Below are 21,593 nucleotides of genomic sequence, written 5' to 3'. Positions count from 1 at the left end.
ATAAGGTAGAATGATAATGATGAAGAGGTATAAAAAGATTTTGTTGACAGGTGCTTTGTCTGTGATGTCTTGTTCGTTTATACACGCGCAGGAGTTGTATAAGAATGAAAATGCCCCTGTGCATGAACGGGTAATGGATTTGATTTCACGCTTAACGGTGGAAGAGAAAATAAGTTTGCTTCGTGCAACATCTCCCGGTATTCCCCGTTTGGGTATTGATAAATACTATCATGGGAATGAAGCGCTACATGGAGTTGTCCGTCCCGGACGTTTTACCGTATTTCCACAAGCCATCGGACTGGCAGCTACCTGGAATCCGGAGTTGCAGAGACGGGTAGCCACAGTCATTTCGGATGAGGCGCGTGCCCGCTGGAACGAGCTGGATCAGGGAAGAGCACAGAAAGAACAATTCAGCGATGTGCTGACTTTTTGGTCACCTACTGTGAACATGGCACGTGATCCTCGTTGGGGGCGCACACCGGAAACGTATGGTGAAGACCCTTTTCTGAGTGGAGTGATGGGAACAGCCTTCGTGAAAGGATTGCAAGGAGATGATCCGCATTATTTAAAAATCGTTTCTACTCCCAAGCATTTTGCCGCCAACAATGAAGAGCACAATCGTTTCGTCTGCAATCCTCAGATATCGGAGAAACAACTGCGTGAATATTATTTCCCTGCTTTCGAAATGTGTGTAAAGGAAGGAAAGGCCGCTTCCATCATGTCCGCTTACAATGCACTGAACGATGTGCCTTGTACGCTGAATGCATGGTTATTGCAAAAGGTGCTGCGGAAGGATTGGGGATTTCAGGGATATGTTGTTTCTGACTGTGGGGGCCCTGCTTTGCTGGTAAATGCTCATAAGTATCTGAAGACGAAGGAAGCGGCAGCCACCTTGTCTCTTAAGGCAGGGCTTGACCTTGAATGTGGTGACGATGTTTATGACGGACCTTTGTTGAATGCTTACAAACAATATATGGTATCGGATGCCGATATTGACTCTGCAGCCTATCATGTACTGACGGCCCGTATGAAACTGGGGCTGTTTGATGGTGTGGAGCGAAATCCATATACTAAAATATCTCCATCAGTGATCGGTTCGAAGGAGCATCAGCAAATTGCTTTGGATGCTGCCCGTCAATGTATCGTTCTATTGAAGAATCAGAAGAATATGCTCCCGTTGAATGCCAGCAAACTGAAATCCATCGCAGTAGTCGGTATCAATGCCGGTAAGTGTGAGTTTGGCGATTATAGTGGTGCTCCGGTAGTAGAACCGGTTTCCATACTGCAAGGCATCAGAAACAGGGTAGGCGATCAGGTGAAAGTCGTCTATGCTCCTTGGAAGTCTGCCGCCGACGGTTTGGAACTTATTCAGGGAGAGAACTTTCCGGAAGGATTGCAGGCAGAATATTTTGATAATACCCGTCTGGAAGGTACGCCGAAAGTGCGCAAAGAAAACTGGATCAATTTTGAGCCTGCCAATCAGGCTCCCGACCCGTTCCTTCCCAAATCTCCGCTTTCTGTCCGTTGGACAGGAAAGTTAAAGCCGACCATCTCCGGTCGCTATACTTTCAGCTTTACATCAGATGACGGTTGCCGTCTGAGCATTGATAATCAGATGTTGATTGATGCATGGCAAGCGCATGCCGTGTCTACGGATTCCGCTTCTATTTATCTCGAAGCCGGAAAAGAGTATCAGTTGAAAGCGGAATATTACGATAATCGGGATTATGCTATTGCAAAACTACAATGGAAAGTTCCGCAGATAGGAAAAGCAACCCGTCTCGATTTGTACGGAGAAGCCGGAAAAGCAGTTCGCGAATGTGAAACGGTAATTGCTGTTATGGGTATCAATAAATCGATAGAGCGTGAGGGGCAAGACCGCTACGACATTCAGCTCCCGGCAGACCAGAGAGAGTTCTTGCAGGAAATCTATAAAGTAAATTCCAATATGATCGTTATTCTGGTGGCAGGCAGTTCATTAGCCATCAATTGGATGGATGAGCATGTTCCTGCGATTGTGAATGCCTGGTATCCGGGCGAACAAGGAGGAACTGCCGTTGCCGAGGTACTGTTTGGTGATTATAATCCTGCCGGACGTTTACCGCTCACTTATTACAAATCCTTGGATGAGTTGCCTCCGTTTGACGATTATGATATTACCAAAGGACGTACTTATAAATACTTCAAAGGAGAAGTCCTTTATCCATTTGGCTACGGATTGAGTTATTCTTCTTTTAAATATAGCGATTTGAGAGTAAAAGACGAAGCAGATGAAGTAGCTGTTTCTTTCCGGTTAAAGAATACCGGTAAGAGAAACGGTGATGAAGTTACTCAGGTTTATGTGCGAATACCGGAGACCGGAGGTATTGTTCCTGTCAAAGAACTGAAAGGATTCCGGCGTGTTCCTTTAAAATCAGGAGAAAGCCGTCGGGTAGAGATCAGGTTGAATAAAGAGCAACTTCGTTATTGGGATGTAGGAAAAGGTCAGTTTGTAGTACCGAAAGGCACATTTGACATTATGGTTGGTGCTTCTTCCAAAGATATTCGCCTGCAAACAGTCATTGATTTATAAACTTTATTTAAATTTGAACCAGAAAAAACTAAGAGTCACATGAACTGAAGTGATGCTTTCTGATTGATCAGTCTGTGCCACCTTGTTGGCACAGTTGTGCCATCGCATTGGCACGGTTATGCCAACGAGGTGGCACAGTTGTGCCAATAGGGTGGCACAAGCATGACGCAGTATGGGATTATCTAAGGATATGCTTATTAAAAAATAATATTATGAGAAACAGGTACTTACGGCTTACAGATGTATTACTTCTATTCTGCTTTGTGGCAGGAACTACGATGACGGCTTGCTCCGGGCAGTTTCATCAACCTGCCTTGAAGGCAACTTATAATAAGCCTGCTAAAAACTGGGAAAGTGAGGCTCTGCCTATCGGTAACGGTTATATGGGAGCTATGATCTTTGGTGGGGTCTATGTGGATGTCATTCAGACGAATGAACACACTTTGTGGTCGGGAGGTCCCGGTGAAGATCCCTCTTATAACGGAGGACATCTGAGAACTCCGGAAGTTAACAAGGACTATCTTCACAAAGCACGGGTGATGTTGCAACAGAAGATGAATGACTTTACAACAAACCGTTCTGCTTATATCGACGAGACCGGAAAACTGATTACCCATAATTATGATGGAGACGGTGACGGCACAGAATTACGGAATCTGATTGACAATCTGGCTGGAACGAAGGAGCATTTCGGTTCTTTCCAGACATTGAGTAATATCATTGTAGAGGCCGTTAATCCGCCTATCCCTGTCTTGATAAAAGAAGAAGTACAGACCAATTATGATAATACAAAAAATCAGAGTCAGTCCATCGGCAGTCTTTTCGATCAGAGTACTACCAGCAAATGGTTTGCCGATAATGAACAGTTTTCCGGTGCAGGGAGTTTGCCATGTGTAATCAAGTGGGCATATACCCATGCTCCCAAAGCTGTTTCCTATAGCTTGACCTCTGCCAATGACATGCCTGGCAGAGACCCGAAATCGTGGAAACTTTATGGTTCGGCAGATGGCAAATCCTATGACTTGCTGGATAATCAGTCCGGTGTTTTCTGGGCTGATGGCAATGACGGAAAAAGCGGTCGCAATAAGACGCTGTCATTCCCGTTGAAAACGGATAAATATACATTCTTCAAACTCGAAATAACGGAATTAATAGACAACAGGCAGAAGCCGCAATTAGCGGAGCTCTCGATAGACGCTTCTCTCGAGCTTCCTTATTCCGACTATGCCCGTACACTCGACATAGATAATGCTATTCATACGGTGACATATAAAGAAGGTGGAATCACCTTTAAACGTGAATATTTTATGAGTTATCCGGATCATGTAATGGTGATGCGTCTCACGTCAGATGCGAATGAAGGGAAACTTTCGCGCATCATTTCTCTTGAATCGCTGCACACCGATAAAGTCATTGCAGCAGACGGCAATACGATTACCATGACCGGGTACCCGACTCCGGTTAGCGGGGACAAGCGGGTAGGGGATGCCTGGAAGAATGGACTGAGATATGCGCAGCAATTGGTTGTGAAGAATAAAGGCGGAAAGATTTCAGTAGTGGACGGAGCGAAGCTGAAAGTAGAGGATGCGGATGAGATTATTGTTCTGATGTCTGCCGCGACTAACTATGTACAGTGCATGGATGATTCCTACTGTTATTTTTCAGAAGAAGATCCATTGGATAAGGTGCGGGCTACCCTGCATAAAGTAGCGGATAAGAAGTATACCTCCTTGTTGGCTGCCCATCAGAAGGATTATCATTCGTTGTATGATAGAATGCAACTAAATCTTGGTGAACAGTTGGAAGCACCTGCTGCCACCACCGACAGTTTGCTGAAAGGAATGGATGCGAATACCAATTCGGAACAGGACAATCAATATCTGGAAATGTTGTATTTCCAGTTCGGACGTTATCTTCTGATCTCTTCTTCAAGAGAAGGTTCTTTACCTGCTAATCTGCAAGGAGTGTGGGGGGAAAGGCTTGCTAATCCATGGAATGCCGATTATCATACCAATATCAATGTACAGATGAATTATTGGCCGACACAGCCTACCAATCTTAGTCCGTGCCATCTGCCTATGGTAGAATATGTCAAGAGTCTGGTACCTCGTGGAAAGTATACGGCACAACAATATTATTGTAAACCTGATGGCGGCAATGTTCGTGGATGGGTGACACATCATGAGAATAATATTTGGGGGAATACGGCTCCGGCCAAGAAAAGTACGCCCCATCACTTCCCGGCAGGGGCTATCTGGATGTGTCAGGATATCTGGGAGTATTACCAGTTCAACCTTGATAAAGACTTCCTGAAAAAGTATTATGATACGATGCTTGACGCTGCCCTTTTCTGGGTAGACAATCTTTGGACAGATGAACGGGATGGTACACTGGTAGCGAATCCCTCCCATTCTCCTGAACATGGCGAGTTTTCACTAGGTTGTTCAACTTCACAGGCTATGATTTGTGAAATGTTCGGCATGATGATTAAGGCCAGCAAAGAGCTGGGAAGGGAAAAAGATCCGGAAATCGCAGAGATAGCAACAGCCATGAGCAAACTCTCCGGACCGAAAATCGGCCTGGGCGGTCAATTTATGGAATGGAAAGATGAAGTGACAAAAGACGTGACCGGAGATGGCGGCCACAGACATACGAATCATCTTTTCTGGCTGCATCCGGGTTCGCAGATTGTAATTGGAAGGAGCGAACAGGACGATAAATATGCAGATGCCATGAAAGTGACATTGAATACGCGCGGCGACGAAGGTACCGGATGGAGCAAAGCGTGGAAACTGAACTTCTGGGCACGTCTGCACGACGGAAACCGCTCTCATAAGTTATTGAGAAGTGCCATGAAACTGACTGTTCCCGGAAGTCATGTAGGCGGAGTATATACCAACTTGTTTGATGCGCATCCGCCTTTCCAGATCGACGGTAACTTTGGTTGTACAGCCGGAATCGCAGAAATGCTGATGCAGAGCCAGGGAGGATATATCGAATTGCTTCCCGCTTTGCCCGATGCGTGGAAAGACGGTGCATTTAAAGGGATGAAGGCGCGAGGAAACTTTGAAGTGGACGCTGCCTGGAAAGAAGGGAAAATTACTTCAATAGAAATTCTTTCTAATTCCGGTGCAGAGTGTATTATAAAATATCCGGGTGCAAAGAATCTGAAAGTTTCCGGTGTTAAAGTCAACGTTCTTGATGATAATAGGATTTCTTTCGCGACTGTCAAAGGCAAAAGATATACGATCAGATGATATTTCTTTTATAAGTCTTTCATAACTTAATAACGGCTGTGAAACGGCTGAGGTTGGCATAAAGATTCATTGGAATATGCTATGGGTGAACCAATAAATATCTGTTGACGGTTATTGGATAAATCTTCCGCTTTGATACATCATGAAGAGTAGATTTCACTTTCCAGTGGAATTTGCTCTTCATTTTTTGTTTATCTTGTTTTGTCAGCTAACAATTTAGAGTTTTGCTAAAGTAAGGTTTGACGGTCAAAATAGAAGTATGCCATATCTACTCCATCGTTAAGGAAAAGAAGCCCGACTACATAAGTTTATGCAATTGATTACACTGTTATAATGGAAAGAAAATCCAAAAGAAAGGAGTGGCAATCTTCTGCTACTGTTTACACCCGGAATAAAAAAAGAAGGCAACTAACTTATTGTAAGCTAGCTGCCTTCTTTGGGGAATTTAATAGAACGAATGGAAGATCCATTCTAATATATCAATTACATACCTATTTCAATAATTCGTTCACCATGTTTGCCAACAATTTTCCTGCTATCGGATCAGTCGTTGCTTTTTCCGTGCAGAGTGTCGAAACAAGAGATTTTCCTTTATTGTCGGCTATTTGCAGTAATGTCAATCCACGCATAGACTCGATACGTGCTATACGTTCTTCCGGTTTACCGCCGTCGATGTATGCGTGAATCTTCATCTGGGCAGCAAGTTCCTTCACATTTTCGTGGCGGACAGCTTTCAAGGTGGCAGTGCAGGCTAGTGGAATTTCACGCTTGTTATTATTGAAATAGCGTAATTCCAGTACACCGATTCCGTCGAATACAGAGGCATCGTCATGTTCCATCACCACAATGTCTCCTTCCGTGGGAATGATCCATCCGGTGATGTATTCAGGATAGATTTTTTGTGCAGCCTCTTTGCTGTTCAGAAGGAGCAGGCGACCGCCTTTAGCCTGATATTCACGTAGCAATTTTGCTTCTTCATCCGTACATTCTTTCAGTCCCGATAGGATGCAGAGATTCGCTTTCTGCTTGCTGTTCAGGAGTTCCTTGATGGACGGTACTGTCTGGCAAGCGATGTTCAGGAAGTCAAGGGTGGCTTTCATATTGTCTTTATCCAGTAGAAGGATTTTTTTGTTTTCGGCTACCTGACCGATGTTCCATTCCTTGCGTGCCAATAGTAATCCATATTCATTTTTTGATAAAGTCACGCCGTTTTCTGTAAGTGTGAGTTTCAGTTTTGCATTTACTTTGTCGGCAGGTAGATTGGAAGGCATGTGAATGTTTGGCTCAATATATTTACGGCCATAGTATTCCACAGCCGGGAATTGTTCTGTACCGGATGCCAGTACTTTATCCGTTTCGTCTACAATACTCCAGATTAATGACATTGGTTTCAGGTCACGTCCTTCTTCGTTGTCATTTACTACATAAATACGTGTATGCAATTTCTCACCTGCATAAAGGTTACGTCCCCATAATTCCGCACTGACAAGTACAGGTTGCATAGCACGCTGCATAGCGTAGTATGTGGGATACGGTTGAATATGACGGTAGTCATAGCATTGGCGAAACCAAGTCATATAGGCAAAGTGCATGATACCCGAAGCCTGTTCGTTGGTACGACGGAGCGTTTCGGCCAACTCTCCCGTGATGAACGATTGTGTATTCAGAAAACCTTTGGGATCGGCCCAGTCATAAGCTTCGTATCCGATTAATGAATAAGGATTCTGATGAATCAGCTGATAGGAACGGGTAGGGTGACCGGTTTCGGCATTCGGATAACCCGTACTCATCTCCTGACTGATCAAAGGACGTCCGGGTGTTTTGAATTGTTTCTGAAATTCTCCGTTGAAGAAGCGGAATACCGAATAGTCGTACCAATTATAATAAGCATGGTTGTCATCAATATCTCCGTCATCAACTGTTTTTAGAAAATCTTCGCCGAACCGTTTGCTGGCTTTGTTGTGAAGATAGTTGGAGTCGAAGCATACAGGGCGTGTAGGATCGGTCTTTCTCATATTCTTCACTACATCGGATACAATGCGGAATTTCTCTTTGGCACGTTCCGTATCGGCATCCAAGTCGTAGAATTTCATCTCATTGTTGACTGTCCAGAAGAATACAGAAGGATGATTCCGGTATTTTTTCATCACCCGCAGCCATTCACTGCTCCAAAGATCAAGCACGCCCTTGTCCGGTATCGGGGTAGAGTGTATCATGAGCCATGACCAAGTACCCTCAAAGCTGATCGAGATGCCATTGCGGTCTGCTGCCGATACCCAGAGTTCGTTCCAAGGAGTGGTATGTGTTCGGGTAGACTGTACATTACCTTCCTTCATCAGTTTCATAAATTTGTCTGCCAGAAGAGAATCATTGGGACAGAGAGCGAAAGGAATGTGATTGCCTCCGCGTAGCCAGTGTTTGCGGCCATTCAGGTACAGGAATCCGTCTTTGCTTTCAAAAGTACGGAAGCCGGAAGTTACGGTGATACAGTCCGTCACTTTATTTTTTCCTTCCGTGAGGCTTACGCGAAAGTCATAAAGATTAGGGCTGGCAGGTTCCCAGAGTTTGGGTTTCAGCCCTTTAATATCACAGGTAAATGTTTCTTGTGTACTTGTCGCTAACGAGAGTTTGCTACGTACGGGGGCACCGTAGAGTGTTTCTCCGGTGTGTTTGTCTATGATGTCTACACGGATGTCGAAGTTTCTCTTTTTAGGAGCATAGTTTTTTATGGTGACGTCTATGGATGCACCGTCCAAAGCCGGTTTGATGAAAATATCTTCTACTTTAAGCGGATTGCTGACTACGAGTTTGACAGGCTGCCATATACCGGCAGGGTTGTCACCATAAAATCCGTGAGGAATATCGGTTAATACGGCTTTGTTGGCTTGTTGGTCGTTTTGGTTGTCTTCCACTTCCTTGCGCACCGATGAATAGTAGTTTTCCATGGCATCACTGGTTTGCGCAACTTTCCCGTTGATGTCACGTGTCACTTTCACAGCAATCAGATTGCGGCCCGGGTGTAGAAATCGGGTGGCATCTATCTGGAAATCACCGAACATACCAATGTTCGAACCAGCCGGTTCACCGTTGATGTAAACTTCCGCCATTTTTGATACAGCGTCAAATGAGAGGGTCAGTTGTTTCCCTTTCACGTCAGCCGGTAGTTCCAGCCATTGACGATACCAGGCAGCACCAGTCTTGCGATAGTTGAAAGTATAGTTCTCGCAACGGTCGGTTTCTTGCTGGTAGTAGGTATCTGATACCCCTTTATGTTGCGGGCCGGTAGGCGATGGCATCGTTTCGCCATGTAGCCAGATGCGGATAGGATTCCAGAAAGCAGGGACAGACATCAGATGCCAGTCGTTGTCATCCGTCTGCATGGAGATTGCCTTAGCTTTATCGTTCAGTTGGTATTCAGGCATGAAGAGCCAGTTTCCGTCCAATGATAACTCTGTCCGGTTGTCAGTCAGTTTATCCAGTTTGACGGCAGTGTATTGTGCTCGTTCCTTGCGGCGTTTTTCCTCCTTTTCCTGTGTTGAGAGTGCTATGCGGTACTCTTGTACCTTAACGCCTTTTAGAGCATCTTCTGCTAATGGTATGACAGTGAGATCATCAAATTCCGTGTCTATCCATCCGCCACCCAATGCAACTTCACCGGTAGGAGAGAGATTACTGTTTTTGTCCTCCAAATCGATGTGAGGAAGTTTTTCGTCGTTTACAAAAACCCGGATACGGTTTCCACATACTTCTACTTTCACTTTGTACCATTCTCCCGGCACGGGATGAAAGCCAAGTGGGCGAACGCCTAAGAATTCGTCTGTACCCATATATCCGGTACGCATCAAATAGATATCGTCTTGCAGTCCGCCTTTGATACCCACCACATAGCGGTCAAAACGGTTGTGTGTACGGAACCCTGCCCATATCTGTACTTGTTCGGCGTCTTTCGGGGCACGTGCCTTGAAAGACAAGCTATAATCTTTCCATTCGGGATTACCGAAGAGGGCATAAGCACTGCGCGAATGTAATACTCCGTCGTTAACCCGACAGGCGCCACGTCCCACAATATTCAGTGGTTGGGAGTCATTGGAGAAATCATTGCTCCATACGGTGTGATCTTGGGCTTGTGTCACCAAGCCGGACAGGCTGCAGGCGCAAGCTAAAAATACTTTGCTAATTTGATTCATGATATTATTCTGTAGTTTAAAAGTTCATTGTATTTCAGTTTATGATTTGACAGACTGTAATTCACGGTTTGAGAGCGATAAAATGGTGTGGCAAATATAAAGACAGGAAGTTAAGTGAAAGCTTAATTTTCGCTTAATTGCTTATTAAATATCCCTTAAATGTGGAATTTAAGCAAATAAGTGGGTTCAGGGGATATAAATCTTATCTCCCGGTTATAAATAATCTCGTTACACCTTATTATATATAGAGTGAAGGAAACGTACAATTGAAAGATGGTATCGTAAGAAGCATTTTTGAAAATCAGTAGTGAATGTCGCAATCATAATACTGGAATACATTTTTTATATAATCAGTCAGGTTAATAATTGGATATCTCTTAATTTGTGTTATGTTTGTATATCCTTGTATGGGTTGGTTGGGGCATTACTTTGGCAACCCCGACCGATATAAGAGATAATAGTTGCCTTATTTACCTTTTTAACCTCTTTACTTGAAATTTGCTTCTTTTGCAGGAAGTAACTACTCATTTAGATGAAGAAACAGGGTATGTATCGCATATCACAAAATATAAACTTCCCCCTTTTATAGAAATTAATGCCCAAGTTTGCGGAAAATTAAAAGAAAATAGTATTAGTTTTAAAATTAATTAGAAATTAATCTGAGTTTAATCGTATTTTATAAAAAAACTTAAGCCGTCTCCTGTTACTTTGCATCAGAACTCAAAAATAACCTTAAATATTAAGTTTGTTCAGTCGACGCTTTCTTAAATAATGAATAAAAAGGGTGTTTTCGAGGTGTAACAAACAAGAAATGTATAATTAAAAAAAGAGACCGTGAAGAATTATTTGAAAATCACGATGGGGCTTGTTTTAGCTTCCATGATTGTTAGCTGTTCTGATGAGGACAATAATATTGTTCCCGATATTAATCCGGACCCGGTGCCACCGACAGAAGGGACGTTCATACTCCCTGCTCCTGCGGTAGAGAGTAACATTCCTGAACATGATTTTTTGATGGGGGCATTGTTCAGTTTCCAGAAGAACCTTCGGAATGGGGAGGATGCTGCCAGCGGCGGGACAAATTCTACTACCTTTTATAATAAGCCGCTTTTCGAAGTGAAGGCTTTTGGTGCTACGGAAGCAGAGTGGTGGGATAACCTGGTGGAAGAGATGGTGTATAGTGGGTTGGATTATGTAGCTCCCAACTGCCGTGGACGTTTACCGAAGGCAGATACCGACCCTGCTTATGAAAGAGATCATGGTGACCCTGTTCATATAAAGGAATTCATCGCTGCTTTACAACGCCGGAATGAAGAAAGTCTGAAGATTGCCATCTTCGATGACTGTCCGGCTTCCTGGGCTGCCGCCCGTAATTTTGACTTGTATCAGACTTACGCTACAGTCATCAGTGCCGAGACTCAGCAAAATAAGGGGCTGACGGATGAAGAGGTCATGTATCCGTTAGACAACTTGGACGATATATATAAGTATATATGGGATTACAATATAAAATTGGCTTTCGATCACTTTTATGGCGAGAATAAAGCCAATAACAAGTATCTTCTTCGTATCGATGGCAAGCCTGTACTGTTCCTGTGGAGTATCAACGGTTTCCTTAATGTAGACTATGCCGCATTAGGCAACAAGAAAATAGATTGCAAGGGTAAACTAAAAGCCATCCTGGACAAGATTCATGCTGACTTCAAGACTGCTTACGGCGAAGACCTTTTTATTTGTGCCGACAGGGCTTTCCAAGACCGGGACAAAGAGGTGAACGAATCAGTAGTAGAGTCGCTGAACGATTGGTTCATTGCTGCTGAACATGCTGCTAACCGCAGTTCCTGGACCGTACGTAGTTTTAATGGGAAAACAGTAGGAGTGGCTGTACCGGCTTTCTATACCAATGATAAATCGGGAACCCGGATGTTCTTCGATGCTGATCATGGAAAGCGTTTGACTGACGCTTTGGATGATATGGTTGCGAAGAATACTGATCTGGTTTTCCTGGAAGGTTTTACTGATATGGCCGAAAATGCATCTTATTGGAGAAGCACTGATAACACTTTCTATGATTTTCCTAACCAACGTCTGAATATTCTGCGTAAATACAGCAGTAACAAGGCATGGCCTGAATCATTGCGGATAGAGATGGAAGCTTGTGATAAATTCTTTGATATCTCTAAAAACAATAGTGGTAATCAATACCGTACCGGAGATCTGGATGTCGCAAAGGTGGCTAATGTGGCTTCGGATAAGAACACCGAATGGTATGTTACCCATACAGAGCCCGGTGAATGGCTGGAATGGAAAGAATTGCCTTATGCTGCCGGAAACGTGACAATTAAGGTGTGTTATGCTGCCAAGGCAGATGCTAAGATTCGTTTCGATTTTGGCGAAGGTACACAGAGAAGACAAGGTCCTGTCGTAGAACTTCCTGCTACCGGAGGCGAATGGACCACTGTGGATGCTTTCACTATGAAATGCGATGTAAACGGTTGGCGGCGGACTTTGCTGAACATTGTGGCTGGTCAACCTGATTTGAATTACTTCACAATAACTGTAGAAAAATGAAAATAACTAATTTATTAATTGTAAACTTAAGCTAATATGGAGAAACTTTATCTGAAAAGAAGCTGGAGGATAGGGACATGCCTGATGGTATTGCTCACATTCTTTGCATTTTCGCTTTCGGCGCAAAACCGAAAGGTCACTGGAGTCGTTGTCGACGAGTTTGGTGATCCACTTCCAGGTGCTAATATTACGGTGGTTGGAAACCAAAGTTTAGCTACTGCGACAAATATGGAAGGGCAATTTACCTTAAACAATGTACCGAAAGACGCCATATTGAATGTAAGATTCATAGGCTATGCCGTGCAGACCGTCAGACTGGCTACCTTGAAAAACAATGACCTGTTGCGCATTGTTCTGAGGGAAGATGTCAAAGAACTGAAGGACGTCGTTGTGACAGCATTGGGTATCAGCCGTGAGTCGAAATCATTGGGATATGCCCGTCAGTCCATTGACACGGAATCTCTGTTGGATACACGTGACCCGAACTTGTTGAATAGTTTGAGTGGTAAGGTTTCGGGTGTCAACTTTATTTCGAATGGCGGTCCGTTGTCTTCTACTCGTGTGGAAATTCGTGGTAATAACTCTTTGACGGGAAACAATCAGCCGTTGTACGTAATTGATGGTGTACCCATCATGAATCCGATGGGTGAAGACGGGGATTTGGACTATGGTAACCCTGCGTCAGCAATCAGCCCGGACGATATTGAATCGATAGAAGTGTTGAAAGGCGCCAATGCAGCTGCTTTGTATGGATCAGATGCTGCCAATGGTGTTATTCTGATCACTACCCGTAAGGCTACGAAGAAATCCGGACTTGGTGTTTCTTATGGCTACAACATGCAGTTTACTTTCCTGCGTGAATTCCCGGCTTATCAGAATGTTTACGGTTCGGCCAGTCTTCCGGCTGTCGGTGTGGGTGACGGATTCAACTATTATGGTTCCAACTCGAAGAACGGCTATGCTTATGACCCTAGTCTGCCTTATGGTATTTTTGTATTTAACTGGGCGAATCCGAATCAACGCTCATGGGGGCTGCCGATGTTAGGCTTTGATCTGGTGGGACGTAATAATCAGATACGCTCTTATGTACCTAATAAAGACGGTATTACGGATATGTACGAAATGGGTGTAGCCATGACTCATAGTGTTTCAGTCAATAAGGTGTTCAATGGAGCAGGTATCCGTTTCAACTATACGGGCATCGACTACGACGGAATGCTGAAGAATTTTGATAACATGAAGCGTCACACATTTGACCTGCGTGTGAATATGGATTTGGCTAAATGGCTGTCCAGTGAAATCTCCGTTAACTATCAGTTGGAAACTGCCGATAACCGTGATTATAAAGGTGACAGTAACCGTAACTCGATGCGTGCTATCATGAATATGCCACGTGACGTCGTCATGGAGGAATTACTGCCGTGGAAGCGCGAGTCAGGTGAAGCCTTTACACGAGGTAACGGATTCTACAATCCTTATTGGTTGCTGAACGAAATCAGCAATGGGGATGGCCGCAATAACTTCCGTGGTAACCTGACTCTTAATATCAAACCGATTCAGGGGATGAATATTCGTTTGCGTGCCAGTGTGGAAAAGGCAAACAAGAATGGCTGGAAGTTCGATAATTACTATACCATGTGGGATATTGACGGACAGTACGAAACGTTCCGTGAAGCCTCCAACAACTACAACTATGAAGGTGTAATATCTTACAACCGCAATATCAAGAAGATCAGCCTCAGCGCCAATCTGGGTACTTCTATGCAGAAGAATGACTGGTACAAGCTCAGGAGTCAGGTTTCTCAATTGGCAGCTCCGGATGTGAAGTCATTGTCCAACAATGCTTCTATGTTGAGTGGAACGGAAAGTGTGAATGCAAAAGAGAAACAGTCCGTATTCGGTATGTTGTCTTTGGGATATCATGGTTTGTTTCTCGATGGAACTTTCCGTAACGACTGGTCAAGTTCTTTGCCGAAAGCTAATAATTCTTACTTCTATGCTTCCGGTAGTGCCAGTGCTGTATTAACGGAAATCTTCCCCAGACTGAAGAGCAAGACTTTGTCATTTGCCAAGTTGCGTGGATCGATTGCCCGTGTAGGTAATGATGCCGGTTTCGACCGCTTGATTAACAGCTACAGTTATGGTGGTCTGTTCCGTAATGACATGGCGTGGTTCCAAGGTGACGCTGTACGTAAAAATCCGAACTTGAAACCGGAAACAACTATTTCGAAGGAAATCGGTGCGGAGGTTCGTTTACTGGACGGACGTCTGACGGCAGATGTTACTTACTATGACAAGTACACTCGTGATCAGATTGTGGAGTCAGAACTTTCTTATTTGTCCAATTACCAGCGTGTCATTATCAACTCCGGTAAAATATCCAACAAAGGTTGGGAAATCTCCGTGAGCGGTGTACCGGTGAAGGTAAAGAACTTCGAGTGGAAAACCATTTTCAACTGGTCAAAGAATAATTCCATGGTAGAGTCATTGCCCGAAGGTATCGATAAGATACAGATTGGCAGCGGTGTGTACAACGTGAAATCTTATGCGGAAGTAGGCAAGCCTTATGGCGCTATCTATGCGAAGACATTTAAGCGTGATGCCGAAGGATACATCCTTTGCCAGCTCGACGGTTCTCCGAAAGAAGGACAGGACTATGAATATTTAGGCTGTGTACAAGCTGATTGGCGAGGTGGCTGGAATAACGTGTTCCGTTTGGGCAATTTCTCCTTCTCTGTCATGTTCGACTTCCAGAAAGGTGGTAAGTTCTTCTCTCAGACATCGATCCAGAGTTCTGTAGACGGACAATCCGTTAAATCATTGGAAGGTCGTGACGCGGATTTCTTCTCCAGAAAGATTTTGGGTGAATCGGACGAAGAACGCTATGGCTTCATGCGTCCTCAAAACGCTAACACACCGACTGCGAACGGACAGGTTTATCCTGACTGGGGACGTCCTAAAGGGGTAGTTCTTCCTAATTGTCGTTATGACGAAGACGTAGAAGGTCTGGCAGGACAACAGGTATTGGGTTATTGTACTCCCGAACGCTATTGGATGCACTATACCTCCCGTGATATTTCCCGTTTCATCTATGATGCTTCTTATGTGAAGTTGCGTGAAATCACTGTCAGCTACGATTTACCGAAAAAATGGCTGAGAAAGACTCCGTTCCAGACTTTCCGTGTGGCGGCTGTCGGACGAAACATTGCTACCTTGTTTGCCAATACACCGCACGGACTGGACCCGCAGGCAACAAGTACGACAGGAAATGCACAAGGTTTCGAACGTGGTTTCAACCTGCCTTCCGCAACCTATGGATTTGATATTAAAGTTTCTTTTTAAATTCGTAAAGCATGAAATTGAAAAACAAAATATTACCGTTACTCCTGCTGGCATCAACTGCTGTGGGGTGTACGGACGGTTTCGAAACCATCAACTCGGACCCGAACAAATTGTATGAGGTTAACCTGCAGAGTATTTTCCCCGGTACGGTTTACAAAACAATGAATGCGATCAGTGAATTGAATAATAACCGTATGTGGAGTTATTCACGTTACATTACCAACGTCGCTTTCCAGACACCATGGAACGAAAGGGGAGACGGATTCTACCGTAAGTTTTATGTAGAGATTCTGCGCGATTTGGAAGATCTGGCAAAAGCATACGATAATGGCTCTTTACCTAATAGTCTGGCGGTAGTCAAGACATGGAAAGCATTTACCTATTACCAGTTACTATCGCTCTATGGTCCGGTCGGATTGAGTCAGGCCGGTATGGACGGAGGAACGGACAAGCGTATCTTTGATTATGATTCGGAAGCCGATGCTTATTATTCCATTTTGGGATGGCTGGATCAGGCGGTTGATGCATTCGACGAATCATCCACTGATAAAATTTTGAAAGACCCTGTTTATAACGGAGATGTACAGAAATGGCGTAAACTGGCTAATACATTGCGTCTGGAGATAGCCATGAACATTCAGAATATCAGCGAAGAGAAAGCACGCGAATATGCTGCGAAGTCTATGGGACACGAAGAATGGCTGTTCGGTTCTCTGGATGATGCGTTTGCTCCTAAATACGGAACGGTGATCGACAAAGACTGTTCCTGGTATTACACTCGTTTGTACAAAGAAGAAATTCAGACGAAAGCAAACTGGGGGCTGATACCTTCCATGAACGAGTATTTCGCCATTTACCTGTTCTCGTATAATGATCCGCGTATGGAGACTTATTTTGACGGATCTAATGTTTACTGGCCCGAACGCCAGCCTTATCGTATGACGGACGTGCTGACCCGTTCACACGACTGTGATGTGAGCAATTGTTCAGCCAGCGACCAGCAGGAACACCTGCAGTGGATGATAGACGGATATGAAGTGCGTGATTCGTTACGTGTACGTTACTCCATTCCTTATGTGCCTACACCGGACAATCCGGGTGCCCGCACACCGTTCGGCTGGAGAAGACCGATCGACCCGACCGACCCGAATGGTACAAGGGAAATCCCCGATCCGTTGTCAATGAACGAAGACAACAGATGCTACATCAACCCGAGATATTATGCAATGGACGCTACGATGCCTTTGCTGCGTTGGGCAGATGCTTGTTTCCTCTGTGCTGAGGCGAAGGTGAAGTTTAACCTGGGATCTAAAGATGCACAGACTTATTATGAAGAAGGAATCCGTGCTTCATTTGAAGAGAACGGTTTGACAGCTTCTTTGACTGCCTACATGGCTCAGGAAGGAGTTGCATGGGGAACCAGCCATAAAGGCTTCTATGATACCCGTAAACTGATGACTGCCGACATCAACGGAGCAAATGGCGTGGAAGGACAGTTGGAACAAATCTACAAGCAGCGCTGGTTTGCCGACTTCCTTGATGGTATGTCTGCCTGGCGCATGGAACGCCGTACACGTGCATTGAACCTTCCGCCCTTGTTCCTGAACGGATCTCAGGCTTATGAAGAAGGAGGAAATATGTACTACGGCTGGCCCGAACGCCTTTACTTCCCGGATGCGGAACGTCAGACGAATGCAGAGGCTTATTACAGAGCTATCGATTTGTTGCAGAAGAATAGTCCGAAGCCTAATGCTGCCCGTTGGGGAGACAATATTTTCACGATGCTTCAGTTTGCAAAACCTGTGCCCAATCAGGAAGAAATGATAGCCGGATGGGAGAATAGTGATTATGTACAGTTCAATATGGATTTCCAGGCTAAGAAATACGGACAGACTTATGAAGAGTTTTTGAAGAATGCCCGCGAACTGACCGGTATCAAGGATGCCGAAGAGGCTTTGGACAAAGCATACCACTTCTTGATAGAAGCTACACTTTTAGTTTATAAGGTAGAAAAGTAGTAATTAAGTAATGACTGAAATATGAAAAAGTATAAGATTTTTAATAAGATAGGCCTTGCAATCTGCCTGACGTTGGGACTGGTGGCCGGATCGGCCTGTTCACCCACAGATGACGGTCCTTCCATCGATGATCATTTCTTGAATTATGAGATTCCGCAAATCAGGCCGAGCAGTGATATTCCGGTAGGGGCCATTTATTGGAACCTGGGTAGTGCAGGCATGGATGAAAAGAAGTATGCACGGTTGATTGGTGAATATAACCAGAGTGGACAGTATCCGCAGCTTTGTCCGAATGTGCGTCCGGTACTGGGACGTTATTCGATGGATATCAATAAGCCCGAAACGGCTGACTTGATTCAGCAGCACCTTACGTGGTCGAATAATGCCGGTATCAATTTCCTTATATTGCCGAACATTGGTCTGGACACCAGTAAAGGAGATTTGCTGAATGAAGGTAACGTGAACTTCGTGAACTATATGGCGGGGCTGAACCCCAACTCGGAAGGTATCAATTGGGGAGGCTTGCGTTATGTGGTTTCTATGGATATGAACAACTTTGCAAGCGGACTCAATAACACTTCCATGATAGAAGATGATGCTGACGAGAATGGGGTGTCTGCACGTTGTGAACAACTTTATAGCTTTTTTGTCAGCTTGACAAGCCGTTTCTGTACGAACAACGACCTTTACTATACTGTAGACGGCAAACCGATGATTGTTGTTTGGAATGCTGACAAGTTGTATGCACGTGACTCAGAGAAACTCTATGCTACCATTCGTGAAAGAGTGCGTGAGAATGTGAAAGACGGAAATGGCAATGGATTGGAAATCTATATTTTAGCACGTCAGGAACGTTGGACACCTCCTGCACGCTGGCATAATTTCTTCCTGAGCGGTAAAGTGGATGCTGTGTATATGGATAATATGTACAACCAGACCGACTGGTTCCGTCCTACCTGCTATCCGCAGTGTATTGACCAGAACTTTAAGTATAACCGCGAATATGAATGGGCCAATTATGGAGTAGACTTCGTTCCTACCGTTTCACCTTCGTTCAATCAGTGGATAGATGGTGATGGAACTCAGTTCTATAACTTCCCGGTGGTATTTAAGGATGAAGACCTGTTCCGTAAGATGTGTAACGTTGCCAAGATGAACTTAGGAAAGCGTCCGATGGTTATCATCGATTCTTTCAACCGTTGGAATGTGGATCAGGCTATCGAACCGACTGACCCGAATTACGGGAATGGATACGGTATGAAATACCTCAATATTGTAAAAGAAGAATTTAAAGTGAAGTAAACATGAAAGCGATAAATTTTATCAATTGGAAATATATCGGCTTGGCCGGATGCTTGGTGATGTCATTGCTTGCTGCGTGTAGCGACGATGAAACGGCATCGGAAGTGGTGACGCCGCTCGAGCCTAAACTGGAGATCGTGAACGAATCGTCCACCTTCAGTTTCTCTTCAGCGGGAAATTCCGCTCAGGTGCTGACATTCAATGCCAATCAGAATTGGTATATCGTATTGGATGATTCGGAAGGTGTGGATAATAGCTGGGTGGTATTGTTTGAACGCGAGGGAGCAGCCGGAGAAGGTAACAAAGTGTGGGTGGCTGCCGCAGAAAATGTGGAGCCGGATGCGCGCCGTGCTAATTTTTCTCTAGTCTCCGGTGAGTTCAAGTATGATTTCGTTATCTATCAGGCACAGAAGGATGCTGTTGTAATCACCGACCCGAAGGCATACGAAAATCTGGATGCCGGCGAACACATCATTTCCGTGGAGTTTGGTATCAATACAGGAGAATATAAAACAAGTTTCGTATATTCCGGTGACACAGGCTGGATCATGCCGACAGACGAACGTCCCGCAGGCGAACCGGAGACACGTGCGATGGAAAATCATACGTTGTACTTTAAGGTGCTGCCGAACGAGAAATTTGATATCCGTAGAGGTACCATTGAAATCTCTTCGAAAGATAATGATAATGTAAAGGCTACGATGAATATTTTCCAGACGGGTCTGCCTAAACCGGTGATTACAGTCGACAATAAAGAAATGTTCACTAACTTGGCATCGAAGGAAGATTCGATTCTCCTGAAATATAAGGCAACTAATACCAAGGGACCAAGAGATCTGACGATTGATATTGATAAGAACGATCAGGACTGGATTACGTTCAAGCTTGCCATAGACGCCAAAGGTGATTCTACTTTCCTCGTTTCTGTGAAAGAAAATACCGGTGGCGAACGTACGGCAACTATCGCGCTTTGTGCCGCTGCCGACAAGAAAGTGAGAGAAGAATTTACGGTAACTCAGGCTCAGGCAAGCGATGTGGAACTGGTTATTACCAACAAGAACGATTTCAGAACAAGCTTGGATAAACTGGGTAGTGCCGCTACCGTGAAGTATAGCGTACAGTCTACATTGACCGATCCGAAGAATGAGATTCTGGTAGATATTGTATATCCGGAAGAGAGCGGCTATACGGCAGAGAATGGTTGGCTGCACATGGCAAACAACTCGATGCCCGAACGTGTCATCTTCACGTATGATGTGAATAAGGTGCTGAGAGAACGTCAGGCTACCGTTTACATTTATCGTAAGGGGTATGAAAACAAGAAAGATTATATGGTTGTCCGTCAGGCTGCGGCCACTCAGATTGAAATACCGGCTCCGGGAGGCTTGACGAATCTGTTGCAAAGCATGATTGATGACGAAATTTATAAAGACTGGGAATCTATCACTAGTCTGGAATTGAAGGGAAGACTCAACGATACTGATTTGAACTTGCTGAAGAACATGATGACAGCGGGTAAGGGTTACAATCTGAAGAACCTGGATATGACGGCAGTAGAGAATGAGACGCTGAAGAACGGAGTATTTAACGGTTGTAACCTTCTGGAGAATATAACATTCCCGATGGGATTGCAATACGTACCGAGAGAAGCTTGTCGTAACTGCTCCAAGCTGAGAACGGTAGTTGTGAACGAAGGTCCGACTTATATCGGTCGCCATGCCTTTGGTAATTCGATGGTGAGCGAAGCTTGGTTCCCGAGCACTATGACCTATGTTTACGGATATGTCTTCGATAATGTTACAGCTCTGAAGACTTTGCACTTGAAATCATTGCCATTCCAATGTAAAGAAGTAGCTCGTAGTGATGCTGACGAAGGTGCTACCCAGCCGACAACTTGGTGTACCGTCTTTAAGACATGGCCGAGCACGGTGTATGTACCGATGGAATATCTGGAATACTACAAGAATCCGGACCCGAAACACGTGGTTTCCATGCATTTCCAGGACCTTCTGAATACATTGACATCCGAATCGGAAGAATGGACGAAGGGACCGAAGGTTCAGCAACCTTACTTGAAGTCTAATTCGGCATTGAAGAGTAACTTTACTTGGGGATCATCTGCCACTACTATAATGGGAGAAACTGAATGATATAGAGCCAGGTAGATATACTGTATAAGAGCCGGACTATCACTCGGCGGGAAAATTCCCGCCATTGGTAGTCCGCTCTTTTTTTGAATTACCCCTAAAAATTAGGTGTGGGTTTCTTGTCGGTTCGTTCATCATTCTTCATTCTTCATTTAAAACTTACTCATAATGATTAAAACTGATGTTTTATTGTCATC

Annotated in this window: 8 protein-coding genes; 7 read left to right on the top strand and 1 reads right to left on the bottom strand. The window is 44.5% G+C overall.

Annotation, left to right across the window (positions count from 1 at the left end):
* The first annotated feature begins 10 nt into the window (after positions 1-10).
* Positions 11-2,572: a glycoside hydrolase family 3 C-terminal domain-containing protein gene (locus HMPREF2794_RS14650; protein ID WP_074759480.1), complete on the top strand. Its 2,562-nt coding sequence runs from the start codon at positions 11-13 to the stop codon at positions 2,570-2,572.
* Positions 2,573-2,784: 212 nt separating this feature from the next.
* A complete protein-coding gene (locus tag HMPREF2794_RS14645; protein WP_010538996.1) occupies positions 2,785-5,829 on the top strand; it encodes a glycoside hydrolase family 95 protein in 3,045 nt (1,014 codons plus the stop codon).
* A gap of 491 nt (positions 5,830-6,320) precedes the next feature.
* Here HMPREF2794_RS14645 and HMPREF2794_RS14640 read toward each other — a convergent pair whose 3' ends face one another.
* On the bottom strand, positions 6,321-10,016 hold the full coding sequence (locus HMPREF2794_RS14640; protein WP_010538995.1) for a glycoside hydrolase family 2: 3,696 nt from the start codon (positions 10,014-10,016) through the stop codon (positions 6,321-6,323).
* 834 nt (positions 10,017-10,850) lie between these two features.
* Here HMPREF2794_RS14640 and HMPREF2794_RS14635 point away from each other — a divergent pair.
* From HMPREF2794_RS14635 to HMPREF2794_RS14615, 5 genes are read left to right on the top strand one after another with little or no spacing between them, the layout of a single operon-like run.
* The gene (locus tag HMPREF2794_RS14635) at positions 10,851-12,587 is read left to right on the top strand and encodes a DUF5010 domain-containing protein (RefSeq protein WP_022302525.1); all 1,737 of its coding nucleotides are present in this window, start codon (positions 10,851-10,853) and stop codon (positions 12,585-12,587) included.
* Between the two features lie 36 nt (positions 12,588-12,623).
* Positions 12,624-15,929 (top strand): SusC/RagA family TonB-linked outer membrane protein, encoded by a 3,306-nt coding sequence (locus HMPREF2794_RS14630; protein ID WP_070751779.1) that lies wholly within the window; start codon positions 12,624-12,626, stop codon positions 15,927-15,929.
* A gap of 11 nt (positions 15,930-15,940) precedes the next feature.
* Positions 15,941-17,947, top strand: coding sequence for a SusD/RagB family nutrient-binding outer membrane lipoprotein (locus HMPREF2794_RS14625; RefSeq protein WP_070751778.1), 2,007 nt, complete (start codon positions 15,941-15,943; stop codon positions 17,945-17,947).
* Positions 17,948-17,968: 21 nt separating this feature from the next.
* Positions 17,969-19,249, top strand: coding sequence for a glycoside hydrolase family 71/99 protein (locus HMPREF2794_RS14620; protein WP_010538991.1), 1,281 nt, complete (start codon positions 17,969-17,971; stop codon positions 19,247-19,249).
* A gap of 2 nt (positions 19,250-19,251) precedes the next feature.
* A complete protein-coding gene (locus HMPREF2794_RS14615; RefSeq protein ID WP_070751777.1) occupies positions 19,252-21,399 on the top strand; it encodes a BACON domain-containing protein in 2,148 nt (715 codons plus the stop codon).
* Positions 21,400-21,593: the final 194 nt, after the last annotated feature.

This window comes from Bacteroides sp. HMSC067B03 (assembly GCF_001811315.1).
In the GTDB taxonomy this organism is placed as follows: domain Bacteria; phylum Bacteroidota; class Bacteroidia; order Bacteroidales; family Bacteroidaceae; genus Bacteroides; species Bacteroides faecis.
The sequence above is the reverse complement of the archived record's forward strand: the minus strand, read 5'-3'. Positions and strand labels throughout refer to the sequence as shown.

Coding starts and splice junctions, on each gene's coding strand:
- HMPREF2794_RS14650 (WP_074759480.1), top strand. CDS start 11: ATGATAATGATGAAGAGGTATAAAAAGATTTTGTTGACAGGTGCTTTG.
- HMPREF2794_RS14645 (WP_010538996.1), top strand. CDS start 2,785: ATGAGAAACAGGTACTTACGGCTTACAGATGTATTACTTCTATTCTGC.
- HMPREF2794_RS14640 (WP_010538995.1), bottom strand. CDS start 10,016: ATGAATCAAATTAGCAAAGTATTTTTAGCTTGCGCCTGCAGCCTGTCC.
- HMPREF2794_RS14630 (WP_070751779.1), top strand. CDS start 12,624: ATGGAGAAACTTTATCTGAAAAGAAGCTGGAGGATAGGGACATGCCTG.
- HMPREF2794_RS14625 (WP_070751778.1), top strand. CDS start 15,941: ATGAAATTGAAAAACAAAATATTACCGTTACTCCTGCTGGCATCAACT.
- HMPREF2794_RS14620 (WP_010538991.1), top strand. CDS start 17,969: ATGAAAAAGTATAAGATTTTTAATAAGATAGGCCTTGCAATCTGCCTG.
- HMPREF2794_RS14615 (WP_070751777.1), top strand. CDS start 19,252: ATGAAAGCGATAAATTTTATCAATTGGAAATATATCGGCTTGGCCGGA.